This is a genomic window from Streptomyces sp. NPDC059895 (assembly GCF_042731035.1).
Taxonomy (GTDB): domain Bacteria; phylum Actinomycetota; class Actinomycetes; order Streptomycetales; family Streptomycetaceae; genus Streptomyces.
Window position 1 is genome coordinate 1 of sequence record NZ_JBHWKO010000011.1, and the last position, 11,421, is coordinate 11,421.

Below are 11,421 nucleotides of genomic sequence, written 5' to 3' on the forward strand. Positions count from 1 at the left end.
GCTCCCCGGGCCGGCCCGCGAACGTGCCGCCGGGCGGCCGGGCGGCGGGCGGCCGGGCGGCCGGGCGGCCGGGTCAGTCCTTGCCCAGGGCCCGCTGGAGCTGGCTCTTGTTCATGTCCGAACGGCCGTGGATGTCGCGCCGCTTGGCCTCCTCGTACAGCTGGTCGTACGTGGGCCCCTGCGAGCCCTTGCCGGACCGCTGGCCACCGCGCTTGCCGGACGACATGTCGTGCGTGGAGGTGCGGCCGGCGGTCTTCGACTCACCGGAACGGGCGCGTTCCTTGTTCACCGTGCGGGCAGCGATCTCCTCCGCCCGGTCGGTGCTCTCCCCCCGGTCCTGCGCACTCTTCTTGATGTGCTCGTACTGGCGCTCCCGCTTGGGACTGGAACCGCGTGGCATGTGCGCTCACTCCTTTCGCCTGCTCCCGACGGGACGGGTACCCCGAAACGGCGCACCGACCGGCCTCGGTCCTCGGAAATCCCCGCCGGCGTCACCGGTCGCCCACCGGGATGTCTCGCACTCCGCCCCACCGGCCTCAACCGCCCTGGCGGGCGCGGGAGGAGAAGTCGGTCACTCCCGTGCATGAAAGGCGGTGACCGAGGTCACTCGCATTCCGTGCGCACGGATCGGCCGGTTCCGGCGTCTCTTCCAGTGTCCGGCCCACCGTCCCGGAAGTTCGTCCCGCCGTCACGAGGGAGCAAGGCGTTGTCCACCGTCATCGAGCAGCCCGTCGAGGCCCGCCTGGTCGCCGCCGCGCCCCGGATGCCGAACATCCCCGCCACCCTGCGCTACGACCGACGCGATCCCTTCGCGGTCCGCATGACCTTTCCGGCCCCGGCCACCCTGGAGGGCGTGGACGTCTGCTGGACCTTCGCCCGCGATCTGCTCGCCGCCGGTCTGCACGACGCCGAGGGACACGGCGACGTCCACGTCCGCCCCTACGGCTACGACCGCACGGTCCTGGAGTTCCGCGCGCCGGAGGGCACCGCGGTCGTCCATGTGCACTCGTCGGAGATCCGGCGCTTCCTGCGGGCCACGAGCGACCTGGTGCCGGCCGGCCTGGAGCACCTCCACCTCGACCTCGACCACGACCTGGCGGAGCTGATGCGGGACGCGTGAATAATGCGTTGACCGCCGTCGCACCCGCTCCTACGGTGGGAAACGCTTCTGTTGCCGCCGATCGGAGTAGGACGTTGCTCGTCTGAGGTCCTGAGACACCGCGCCACCCCCTCGACGGGGTGGGCGTCGCGTGCGACCTCGGCCGTCCGAGCCGTCCTTGCGCAACAGGGCTCCGCGCATGCCCGCGCAACCCGCTCTCGCAGTGGTCGCCCCCCGGTGTCTCGATACGCGTTGCCCTGACCGCACACGCAACCGCGAGGCCCACTTGTCCAGTTCCGCCACCTGTTCCTCCCTCTCCTTCGCCTGGCCGGACGGCACCGCCGTCTTCGAGGGGCTCGACGTCGCCTTCGGCCCCGGCCGCACCGGACTCGTCGGAGCCAACGGCTCCGGCAAGTCCACCCTGTTGAAGCTGATCGCCGGGGAACTCGCCCCCGCCCACGGTGCCGTCCGCGTGGCCGGCGAGGTCGGGTACCTGCCGCAGAACGTCACCCTCGACACCTCCCTCCGCGTCGACGAAGCCCTCGGCATCGCCGCGCAGCGGGCCGCGCTGCACGCGATCGAGGGCGGTGACGTGTCCGAGGAGCACTTCGAGACCGTCGGCGACGACTGGGACGTCGAGGAGCGCGCCCTGGCAGCCCTCGGCGAGCTCGGACTCGGCCACGTCGACCTGGACCGCACCATCGGCGAGGTGTCGGGCGGCGAGTCGGTGCTGCTGCGCCTGGCCGCGCTGCTGCTGCGCCGCCCGGACGTCCTGCTCCTCGACGAACCCACCAACAACCTCGACCTGTACGCCCGCCGCCGGCTGTACACGGCCGTGGCGTCCTGGCCGGGCGTGCTGATCGTGGTCAGCCACGACCGCGGACTGCTGGAGCTCGTCGACCAGATCGCCGATCTGCACGCCGGCGAGGTCACCTGGTACGGCGGCAACTTCTCCGCCTACGAGGAGGCCCTCGCCACCGGACAGGAGGCCGCCGAGCGGATGGTGCGCGTCGCGGAGGCCGACCTGCGCAAACAGCGACGCGAACTGGCCGACGCCCAGGTCAAACTGGCCCGCCGCAAGCGGTACGGCCAGAAGATGGCGGACAGCAAGCGCGAACCGAAGATCGTCATGGGGGCGCGCAAACGCGCGGCCCAGGAGTCCGCGGGCAAGCACCGCATCCTGCACGAGGAGAGGCTCGCCGAGGCCAGGGAGCGGCTCGACGAGGCCGTGGACGCCGTACGCGACGACGACGAGATCCGCGTCGACCTGCCCTACACGACCGTACCTGCCGGACGCGACGTGCTCACGCTCCGGGACCTGCGCCTGGCCCACGGTGCGCGCGTGGCGGGCGGCTTCGACCTGCGCGGGCCCGAGCGGGTCGCGCTGGTCGGGCGCAACGGGGCGGGCAAGACCACCCTGCTGCGGACCATCGCCGGGGAGCTGGCGCCGGTGGCGGGCGAGGTGAGCACGCACGTGCCGCTGCGGTTCCTGCCGCAGCGCCTGGACGTCCTGGACGGCGAGCTGACGGTCGCCGAGAACGTGGCCCGGTTCGCGCCCGGCGCCACCGTCAACCGGATCCGCGCCCGGCTGGCCCGCTTCCTGTTCCGCGGCGCGCGCGCCGACCGGAAGGCGGCGACGCTCTCCGGCGGGGAGCGGTTCAGGGCCACCCTGGCCGCCCTGATGCTCGCCGAGCCGGCACCCCAGCTGCTGATGCTGGACGAGCCGACGAACAACCTCGACATGTCGAGCGTGCGCCAGCTCACCACGGCCCTCGCCTCGTACGAGGGAGCGCTGCTCGTGGCCAGTCACGACCTGCCGTTCCTGCAGTCGATCGGCATCACCCGCTGGCTGCTGCTGGACGGGGAACTGCGGGAGACGTCCGCGCGGGAGCTGGCGGATCCCGCGTAGGCCCGCGGGTCTCAGGAGGGGCACAGGCCGGTAACGGGGGTTTGGCCCCGGTGGACCGGCCCTGCATGATGGCTGACCGGCGCCGCGTCAGGGGCGCCGGTCAGGGACGGCCCTGACCACCACCGATGCGAAAGATTCCGGACGTGCCCAGCAAGAAGGCCCTCATCCGCCGCCCCGGCCCGCGCCTCGCCGAAGGCCTGGTGACGCACCTCGAGCGGGAGAAGGTCGACGTCGGGCTCGCCGAGGAGCAGTGGGAGGCGTACGCCGAGGCCCTGCGGACGCACGGCTGGGAGACCGTCGAGGTAGACCCGGCCGACGACTGCCCGGACGCCGTGTTCGTGGAGGACACGGTCGTCATGTACCGGAACGTCGCCCTGATCACGCGGTCCGGCGCGCAGTCCCGGCGTGCGGAGACCGCCGGCGTCGAGGAGGCCGTGGCCCGGCTGGGCTGCTCGGTGAACTGGATCTGGGAGCCGGGCACCCTGGACGGCGGTGACGTGCTGAAGGTCGGCGACACGGTCTACGTCGGCCGCGGCGGCCGGACCGACGCGGCCGGCGTCCAGCAGGTGCGGGAGGCCTTCGAACCGCTGGGGGCGCGTGTCGTGGCCGTACCGGTGAGCAAGGTGCTGCATCTGAAGTCGGCGGTGACCGCGCTGCCGGACGGCACGGTGATCGGCCACATCCCGAAGGTGGACCGGCCGTCGCTGTTCCCGCGCTTCCTGCCGGTGCCCGAGGAGGCCGGCGCCCATGTGGTGCTGCTGGGCGGCCCCAAGGTGCTGATGGCGGCGAGCGCGCCGCGGACGGCCGCCCTGCTGGCCGACCTCGGGTACGAGCCCGTCGTGGTCGACATCAGCGAGTTCGAGAAGCTCGAGGGCTGTGTGACGTGCCTCTCGGTGCGCCTGCGGGAGCTGTACGCCTGACCGGCCGGCCGGATCGCCGCGGTGGCCCCGGGACCTGCGGATCCGGGGCCGTTCGGCATGCCCGGACACGCCCGGCGGGGCCTGCCGGAGAGCGGCTGATCAGCGATCTTTACGGCGTACTTAACCTACGGCTTCGTAACCTACGGCTTCGTAGCCTACGATCCCGTAAGTTCCGGCGTACCGCCGGACGGTTTCCGCTCTGCATCACGTCCCCTGGAGTACCCGTGACGATCGCCTCCCCGCACCTCGGCAGCCCCTCCGTCTGGACCGACGCCCGGCTGCTGTACGCCTTGGAGGAAGTGGTCGAGAAAGAGCTGAACCGGCACCTGCAGGTCGCCAAGGACTGGATGCCGCACGAGTACGTGCCGTGGAGCGACGCCCGCAACTTCCCCGGCTTCTTCGAGGACGGCGAGGCCTGGGACAAGGAGCAGTCGAAGGTCACCGAGGTCGGCCGGATCGCCCTCGTGGTGAACCTGCTGACGGAGGACAACCTCCCCAGCTACCACCACGAGATCGCCACCCTGTTCGGCCGGGACGGCGCCTGGGGCACCTGGGTGCACCGCTGGACGGCGGAGGAGGGCCGCCACGGCATCGTGATGCGCGACTACCTGCTCGCCTCGCGCGCCGTGGACCCGGACAAGCTGGAGCAGTTCCGGATGGCCCACATGAGCGAGGGCTTCGAGTCCGACAACCGGCACTCGATGCTGCACTCGGTCGCCTACGTCGCCTTCCAGGAGCTCGCCACCCGCATCTCGCACCGCAACACCGGCCACCAGTCGGGCGACCCGGTCTGCGACCGCATGCTGGCCCGCATCGCCACCGACGAGAACCTGCACATGGTCTTCTACCGCAACCTGCTCAAGGCGGCGTTCGAACTCGCGCCCGACCTGACCATGCAGGCCGTGCGGGACGTCGTGGTCGACTTCCGGATGCCCGGCCACGGCATCCCCGGCTTCGAGCGGGCCGCGGCGCAGATGGCGATCGGCGAGGTCTACAACCTGCGGATCCACCACGACGACGTCCTCCAGCCCGTGCTGCGCCACCTGAAGGTCATGGAGATCGACGGCCTCGGCCCCGAGGGGCAGAAGGCGCAGGAGGAACTCGGCCTGTTCATGGGCGGTCTGGACGCCGAGGCCCTGAAGTTCGACGAGAAGCTGGCGGCGCGCAAGGCGCGCATGGCGGCCCGCGCCGCCGGCTGACACACGGCTCTGCGCCGCCGCACGGCGAACGGCTCGCACAGGGAGCGGATCTCCCGGTGCGGGCCGTCCGCGTTCCGCGGTCCGGGTTCACGGCGCGCGGTCCCCGGTTTCCGGTCCGCAGTCCGCGGTCAGCAGTCCACGGTCCGCAGTCCACGGTCCACGGTCCGCAGTCCGCAGTCCGCAGTCCGCGGTCCGCGGTCCGCTGCACCATGCCGCCTTGCACCGCAGCCGCACGGCCCGCGTAGCCGGCTCCTGACCACACCCCCGCGATGTGGTCGCTCGGCTCTCGCGGGCTCAGTACGAGGCGCGCCGCAGCTGCAACCGTTCCTTCTCGGACAGGCCGCCCCAGACGCCGAAGCGCTCGTCGTTGGCCAGGGCGTACTCGAGGCAGGCGGGGCGCATGTCGCACAGGGCGCAGATGCGCTTGGCCTCCCGCACCGAGCTGCCGGGCTCCGGGAAGAAGAAGTCCGCTCCGGTCTGCGCGCACAGCGCCTCCCGCTGCCAGGTGAGATCGGGCGTCGATGTGGTGTCGGTGTACATGGCGAGCATCGTGGCGAGCGGCGAAAAACGTTCGATCAACGCCGGCTATACGCGGCGCGGCAGGGCCTCCGGCGCCCTGATGGTGCCCCCGCCACGGGCCGCGGCGCACGGCGGCGCGCGGGAGTGCGGCGAACGAAGAGGTTGCGGCGCCCGCGCCGGGCGCGACCGGGCGACCGGGGCACGGCGGCGCCCCCGCCGGTGAGTCCCCCGGATCGTCTCCGGCCCGCCCGCCGGCGCCCCCACCCGCCCTCCCGCCGTCGGGCTCCGCCGTCGGGCTCCGGCGGCGTTTGTCGGTGGGCGGTGCGAGACTCGGCAGTGCATCGGCGGGACTTCGACGAGGAGGGCGAAGATGCTCACCACCCGTTTCGTCAACGGCGCTCCGAACTGGATCGACATCGGTGCGACCGACATCGGGCGCGCCTCCGCCTTCTACGGCGCCCTCCTCGGCTGGCGGTTCGAGTCGGCGGGGCCGGACGCCGGGGGCTACGGCTTCTTCCGGCTGGGCGGCGGCATCGCGGCGGGCGGCATGCAGACCACGCCCGAGCAGGGCACGCCGTCCTGGACGGTGTACTTCCGGTCACCGGACGCGGAGGCCACGTGCGGGGCGGCCGAACAGGCGCACGGCGAAGTGGTCTTCCCGCCGATGGAGGTGAGGGACCAGGGCACCATGGCGATCCTCGCCGACCCGGCGGGCGCGCCGTTCGGCGTCTGGCAGCCGGCGCGGCTGGAGGGCCTGGAGGTGGCGGGAGCGCCGGGCGCGCTGTGCTGGGTCGAGCTGCACACGCCGGACGAGGCCGCGGCCGCCGCCTTCTACCACGCCGCCCTGGGCCTTGAGACCTCGGCCGTGTCCCTCCCCGGCGGCACCTACACCCAAGTCGGTCCGGCGGGCGCCGGGGAGGACGACGCGTTCGGCGGGGTCGTCCCGCCGGCCGACGATCCCACGGAGGCGGGGTCGGGGGCGTACTGGCTGCCGTACTTCGAGGTCATGGACGTGGACGCGGTGGTGGGGACGGCGCGGGAGCTGGGGGGCGCGGTGCGGCTGGCCGCCACGGACATCGAGGGCGTCGGCCGGATCGCCCGTCTCGCCGACCCGGACGGGGCCCGCTTCGCGGTGATCAGGACCGCGCCGCGGCAGAGGTGAGCGCGGCGCGGGATTCGGGCCCGGCGGCGGTCAGGCCGAGGCGCGGCGCACCAGTGTGGTCGGCAGGACCACACCGGACGGTGAGGCGTCGGCGTCGGACCCGTCGTCCGGTCCGGCGTGGTGCGTGCGGGGGTCGAGGCCGCGGCGCAGGAGGCGGACCATGATCCGGCCCATCCCCTCGATGTCCTGACGGACCGTCGTCAGCGGCGGGTCGGTCTGTTCGGCGACGGGCAGCATGTCGTCGAAGCCGACCACGGCGACGTCCTCGGGCACGCGCAGTCCGCGTTCGCGCAGGACGCGCAGGGCACCCGAGGCGGTGAGGTCGTTGGCGGCGAACACGGCGTCGACGTCGGGGCGGCGGCCGAGGAGTTCCCGCATCGCCCGCTCACCGCCGCCGAAGGTGAAGTCGCTCTCCACGACGAGCCGTGGATCGGTGTCGCCCACGACGTCCCGGAACCCTTCCAGCCGGTCCGCCGCGGAGGTCTGGTCGAGGGGACCGGTGAGGTGGGCGATCCGGCCGCGCCCCAGGCCGGCCAGGTGGCGGACGGCGGCGCGGGCGCCGCCGCGGTTGTCGCTGTCGACGTACACCACGTCGCGGGTGCCGTCGCTCCAGCCGGGGCGGCCGCCGAACACCGTCGGCACGCCGGCGCCCTGGATCAGCCCGGGCAGCGGATCGTCGAGGTGCAGCGAGAAGACGAGGGCGCCGTCGACATGGCCGCCGGCCAGGTAGCGGGCGACCCGGGCATGGTCGTCGCGGCCCTCGGTGAGCAGCAGCACGAGCTGGTTGTCGTGGGCCGTCAGTTCCTTGCTGATGCCGCGTAGTTGCAGCGCGAAGAAGGGGTCGGCGAAGACCCGGGTCTCCGGTTCGGCGATGACCACGGCGACGGCGTCGTGCCGCTTCGTCACCAGGCTGCGGGCTGCCTGGTTGGGGACGTACCCGAGTTCCTCCACCGCCTGCCGGACCCGCTCGGCGAGGGGCTTGCGCACACCGTCCCCGCCGTTGACGACCCGTGAGACCGTGGCCCGGGAGACCCCGGCCCGCGCGGCCACGGCCTCCAGCGTGGGACGCGGCGCTGTCTCGGTCACTGCGGGGCTCCTCCTCGGCGGCTGGGGGACAGGATAGTCGCGCGGCAGGGCGCGGGCCGGAGCGCGCTGAGAGCGCTCCCCGCCGCCCGGAAAGCGGCTTGCGCCGCGGCGCCGGCCCGGCGAGGATCACCGCATGGCGACACGGAAGGCCCATGGCCGCTGACCTCCTGACCCGGTACGCGCGGCTGCCCCGCCCGTACCGGGACCGCACCGTCCTGCACAGCACCGTCGACGCCTTCGGCCGCGCCCACTGGCTGCTCCGTGTAGGCGTCGGCTGACCGGGACGCCGGCCGGTCCTCAGGCCAGCAGGTCGATCCGCCGTCCGACGCCCGCCCGTTCGGCCCGCTCGTACGCGAGCCAGGCGAGTGCCAGGTCCTGCCAGGGCAGGCCGACGGGGGCGTACACGGTGCGGGTGGCGGGGGCCGTGCGCCCGGGGTGGTCGCCGCGCAGGATCTCGCCGAGGGTGGCGGCAGCGGCCTCGGGGGGCAGACCGGCGGAGGCCAGCACGCCCATCTCCGCCGCCGGTCCGCGGTCGTCGACGACGAGCAGCGCGGCCTCCAGCAGGTCGCGGGCGAGTTCCCGCTTGCCGGGCTCGTCGGCGCCGAGGCTGGTGACGTGCTGCCCGGGGCGGGTGTCCGCCAGGCGCAGCAGCGGTGTGCGCGACCAGGTCGCCAGCAGGACGACGTCGGCGGCCGCGGCCACCCGCGCGGCCGACTCCGCGGTCCGTCCGCCGTGCCGGGCGGCGAACGCGGCGGCCCGGCCGGCGTCCGTGTCGTGGACGACGAGCGCGCGCCGCCCGCGCAGGACGGCCAGTCCGCGCAGCACCAGCTCCGCCTGGGCGCCCGCGCCGACCACCCCGACGGTGCCGTCGGCCCGCCCGGTCAGGACGTGGGTGCCGAGGGCCGCCGCGAGGCCGGTCCGCCAGGCGGTGACCGTGGCGGAGTCGAGGAGGGCGAGCAGTTCGCCGTCCCGTCCGCCGTGCAGGCAGATCACCCCGCGCAGGGCGGGCCGGGCCCCGGGGAACTTGGCGTTGACCTTGACGGTGTACGCCTCGATACCGGGCAGCAGCCCCGGGATGAGCGCCGTCGCCGTACCGGGGAAGGGCAGGTCGGTGCGGATCCGGCGGCCCGGCGGCCGGTTCTCCCCGTCCGCGTGGCGAAAGCCCTCGTCCAGGGCGGCCAGGCAGGCCTCGGGGTCCAGCACCGTCTCCAGGTCACCGCGGGTCAGGACAAGGGTCATGTCCCCATGATCCCCGGTGCCCGTGCGTCCCGGAGGGCGCGGCCCTCGTGCGGGACCGGGACGTCGGGACGTCGGGACGTCGGGAGCGTCAGAGGGCCGGCGGCCGGTCCTTCTTCGCGCGGCTCGGCTGCACCCGTCGGGGTTCGCCCGGCATCTTCGGATACTCGGGCGGGTACGGCAGGTCGCCGAGTCCGTGGTCGCGTTCGTCCTGGGCGGCGAGGTCGAGGAGCGCGTCGAGGGAGTAGGCGTGGTCGTCCATGTCGGCGTGCACGTCGCCCAGTTCGGCGTACCGTGCCGGCATGGTCGCGATGTCGAAGTCGCGGGGGTGGGCCCGGCCGACCTCCTCCCAGCGCAGGGGGGCGGAGACGGGGGCGTGCGGGCGGGGGCGGACGGAGTAGGCGGAGGCGATGGTGCGGTCGCGGGCGGTCTGGTTGTAGTCGATGAAGATGCGTTCGCCGCGTTCCTCCTTCCACCACTTGATGGTGACCCGGTCCGGCATGCGGCGTTCCATCTCCCGGCCGACGGCGATGGCGGCACGCCGGACCTGGGTGAACGTCCAGCGCGGCTCGATCGGCACGAAGACGTGCAGGCCGCGGCCGCCGGAGGTCTTGGGCCAGCCGCGCAGCCCGCCGAACTCGTCGAGCACCTCGCGCAGTGCGTGGGCGGCGCGCACGGCGTCGTCGTAGTCGGTGCCGGGCTGCGGGTCGAGGTCGATGCGGAGTTCGTCGGGGCGGTCGACGTCGGTGCGGCGGACGGGCCAGGGGTGGAAGGTGAGGGTGCCGTACTGCGCGGCCCACAGCACGGCCGCCTCCTCGGTCGGGCACATCTCGTCGGCGGTGCGGCCGCTGGGGAAGGCGATGTGCGCGGTCGGGATCCAGTCGGGCATGCCCTTCGGGGCCCGCTTCTGGAAGAAGGACTCGCCGGTCACACCGTCCGGGTAGCGCTCCAGGGTGGTGGGGCGGTCGCGCAGGGCGCGCAGGATGCCCGGGGCGACCGCCTGGTAGTAGCGGGCGAGGTCGAGCTTGGTGAAACCGCGCTCCGGGAAGAAGACCTTGTCCGGGCTGGACAGCCGTACGGTCCGGCCGCCCGCCTCCAGTTCCACCGCGTCACCCATGCGAGCCACGGTAGGCGTACCTCGCACAGCACGCATACCGGGCGATACCCGCATCGACCGAGCAGAATCGGAGCATGGATCTGCCCGTCATGCCTCCCGTGAAGCCCATGCTCGCCAAGTCGGTGACGGCGATCCCGCCCGGCATGCAGTACGAGGCGAAGTGGGACGGGTTCCGGGCGATCGTGTTCCGCGACGGGATGGACGTCGAGCTGGGCAGCCGTACGGGCAAGCCGTTGACCAGGTACTTCCCGGAGCTCGTCGCGGCTCTCCTGGCGCGGGTGCCCGAGCGGTGCGTACTGGACGGCGAGATCGTGATCGCGCGGGAGGGACGGCTGGACTTCGACGCGCTCACCGAGCGCATCCATCCGGCGGACTCGCGGGTGCGCACGCTCGCCGAGCGGATCCCCGCCTCCTTCGTCGCGTTCGATCTGCTGGCGCTGGCCGACCAGTCGCTGCTGGACGTGCCGCTGAGCGACCGGCGGGCGCTGCTGACCAGGGCGCTGGAGGGGGTGACGCCGCCCGTCCACGTGGCGCCGGCGACCCTGGACGTCGAGGTGGCGCGGCAGTGGTTCGAGGAGTACGAGGGCGCGGGCCTGGACGGGGTGGTCGCCAAGCCGCTCACCCTGCGGTACCTCCAGGACGAGCGGGCCATGTTCAAGGTCAAGCACGAGCGCACGGCGGACGTGGTCGTCGCCGGCTACCGGCTGCACAGGAGCGGCCCGGTGGTGGGCTCGCTGCTGCTGGGCCTGTACGACGACCGGGGCGTCCTCCAGCACGTCGGGGTCTCCGCCGCGTTCTCGATGAAGCGCCGGGCGGAGCTGGTCGAGGAGCTGGAACCGCTGCGCCTGGCGGACGCCGCGGCCCATCCGTGGGCGGCCTGGTCGGACGAGGCCGCCCACGAGACGGCCCGGCTGCCCGGCGCGCCGAGCCGCTGGTCGGGCAAGAAGGACCTGTCCTGGGTGCCGCTGGCACCGGAGCGGGTGGCCGAGGTGGCCTACGACCACATGGAGAACGGCGCGCGCTTCCGGCACACGGCCCGCTTCCGCCGCTGGCGCCCGGACCGGACACCGCGGAGCTGCACGTACGCGCAGCTGGAGGAGCCGGTGCGCTACGACCTGGCGGAGATCCTCGGCACACCGCCCCGGACACCGCCCTCCTGAGACGCGTTCGCCCT

General features: G+C 73.5%; 12 protein-coding genes. 7 read left to right on the forward strand and 5 right to left on the reverse strand.

Features of this window, described 5'->3' with window-relative positions; translation table 11 throughout:
- Positions 1-73: 73 nt before the first annotated feature.
- Positions 74-400 (reverse strand): plasmid stabilization protein, encoded by a 327-nt coding sequence (locus ACFV9M_RS15240; RefSeq protein ID WP_385075388.1) that lies wholly within the window; start codon positions 398-400, stop codon positions 74-76.
- 306 nt (positions 401-706) lie between these two features.
- Here ACFV9M_RS15240 and ACFV9M_RS15245 point away from each other — a divergent pair, with 306 nt between their 5' ends.
- From ACFV9M_RS15245 to ACFV9M_RS15260, 4 genes are all read left to right on the forward strand, one after another.
- Complete coding sequence (locus ACFV9M_RS15245; protein WP_385075385.1) at positions 707-1,120, forward strand: SsgA family sporulation/cell division regulator; 414 nt, start codon at positions 707-709, stop codon at positions 1,118-1,120.
- 265 nt (positions 1,121-1,385) lie between these two features.
- Positions 1,386-3,008: an ABC-F family ATP-binding cassette domain-containing protein gene (locus ACFV9M_RS15250; protein ID WP_385075382.1), complete on the forward strand. Its 1,623-nt coding sequence runs from the start codon at positions 1,386-1,388 to the stop codon at positions 3,006-3,008.
- A gap of 143 nt (positions 3,009-3,151) precedes the next feature.
- Positions 3,152-3,928 carry a dimethylargininase gene (gene ddaH, locus ACFV9M_RS15255; protein ID WP_385075379.1) on the forward strand — a complete coding sequence of 259 codons (777 nt, stop codon included), beginning with the start codon at positions 3,152-3,154 and terminating at the stop codon, positions 3,926-3,928.
- Positions 3,929-4,152: 224 nt separating this feature from the next.
- Positions 4,153-5,127, forward strand: a complete 975-nt coding sequence (locus tag ACFV9M_RS15260) for an acyl-ACP desaturase (RefSeq protein WP_385075376.1) — start codon at positions 4,153-4,155, stop codon at positions 5,125-5,127.
- Positions 5,128-5,421: 294 nt separating this feature from the next.
- Here the strand turns inward: ACFV9M_RS15260 and ACFV9M_RS15265 are convergent, their stop codons facing one another.
- Positions 5,422-5,667 carry a WhiB family transcriptional regulator gene (locus ACFV9M_RS15265; RefSeq protein ID WP_385075374.1) on the reverse strand — a complete coding sequence of 82 codons (246 nt, stop codon included), beginning with the start codon at positions 5,665-5,667 and terminating at the stop codon, positions 5,422-5,424.
- 349 nt (positions 5,668-6,016) lie between these two features.
- Here ACFV9M_RS15265 and ACFV9M_RS15270 point away from each other — a divergent pair, with 349 nt between their 5' ends.
- Positions 6,017-6,808, forward strand: a complete 792-nt coding sequence (locus ACFV9M_RS15270; RefSeq protein ID WP_385075371.1) for a VOC family protein — start codon at positions 6,017-6,019, stop codon at positions 6,806-6,808.
- 30 nt (positions 6,809-6,838) lie between these two features.
- Here the strand turns inward: ACFV9M_RS15270 and ACFV9M_RS15275 are convergent, their stop codons facing one another.
- Positions 6,839-7,894 carry a LacI family DNA-binding transcriptional regulator gene (locus ACFV9M_RS15275; protein ID WP_385075368.1) on the reverse strand — a complete coding sequence of 352 codons (1,056 nt, stop codon included), beginning with the start codon at positions 7,892-7,894 and terminating at the stop codon, positions 6,839-6,841.
- Between the two features lie 152 nt (positions 7,895-8,046).
- Here ACFV9M_RS15275 and ACFV9M_RS15280 point away from each other — a divergent pair, with 152 nt between their 5' ends.
- Positions 8,047-8,172, forward strand: coding sequence for a hypothetical protein (locus ACFV9M_RS15280; RefSeq protein WP_385075366.1), 126 nt, complete (start codon positions 8,047-8,049; stop codon positions 8,170-8,172).
- Positions 8,173-8,191: 19 nt separating this feature from the next.
- Here the strand turns inward: ACFV9M_RS15280 and ACFV9M_RS15285 are convergent, their stop codons facing one another.
- Both ACFV9M_RS15285 and ligD read right to left on the reverse strand, forming a co-directional pair.
- Entirely contained in the window at positions 8,192-9,133 is a 942-nt protein-coding gene (locus ACFV9M_RS15285) for an ornithine cyclodeaminase family protein (RefSeq protein WP_385075364.1), read from the reverse strand.
- Between the two features lie 88 nt (positions 9,134-9,221).
- Positions 9,222-10,247 (reverse strand): non-homologous end-joining DNA ligase, encoded by a 1,026-nt coding sequence (gene ligD / locus ACFV9M_RS15290; protein ID WP_385075361.1) that lies wholly within the window; start codon positions 10,245-10,247, stop codon positions 9,222-9,224.
- Positions 10,248-10,321: 74 nt separating this feature from the next.
- On the opposite strand from ligD, the gene ACFV9M_RS15295 reads away from it, so the two are divergent.
- Positions 10,322-11,407, forward strand: a complete 1,086-nt coding sequence (locus ACFV9M_RS15295; RefSeq protein WP_385075358.1) for an ATP-dependent DNA ligase — start codon at positions 10,322-10,324, stop codon at positions 11,405-11,407.
- Positions 11,408-11,421: the final 14 nt, after the last annotated feature.